The following is a 301-nucleotide window of genomic DNA, read 5'->3' on the forward strand; positions in this document are numbered from 1 at the left end:
ACTGATACGTCATAAGAACCCGTTACGTAGCTATTGGTGTTGGCGGCCAGGGCTGAGGCTTGATCTTTCAGGCCCATGCCGTAGGTCACAGTGCCTGTGGTATCTACGTCAATGGCGGAGAGCTCTGCAACCGTACCCGCATCCGTTACCGATACATCATAAGAGCCGGTTACGTAGCTGTTGGTATTCGCAGCCAGAGCTGAGGCCTGATCCTTAACACCCAGACCGTAGGTCACCGTACCGCTAGTATCAGCATCAATAGCGGAGAGTTCTGCAACCGTACCCGCATCCGTTACTGAGA

General features: G+C 53.8%; 1 protein-coding gene. It reads right to left on the reverse strand.

Annotated features, from left to right (window positions below):
- On the reverse strand, nt 1-301 hold a 301-nt coding region (locus tag V5T57_RS20740), incomplete at both ends, for a hypothetical protein (RefSeq protein WP_332893178.1).

The organism is Magnetococcus sp. PR-3, from assembly GCF_036689865.1.
In the GTDB taxonomy this organism is placed as follows: domain Bacteria; phylum Pseudomonadota; class Magnetococcia; order Magnetococcales; family Magnetococcaceae; genus Magnetococcus.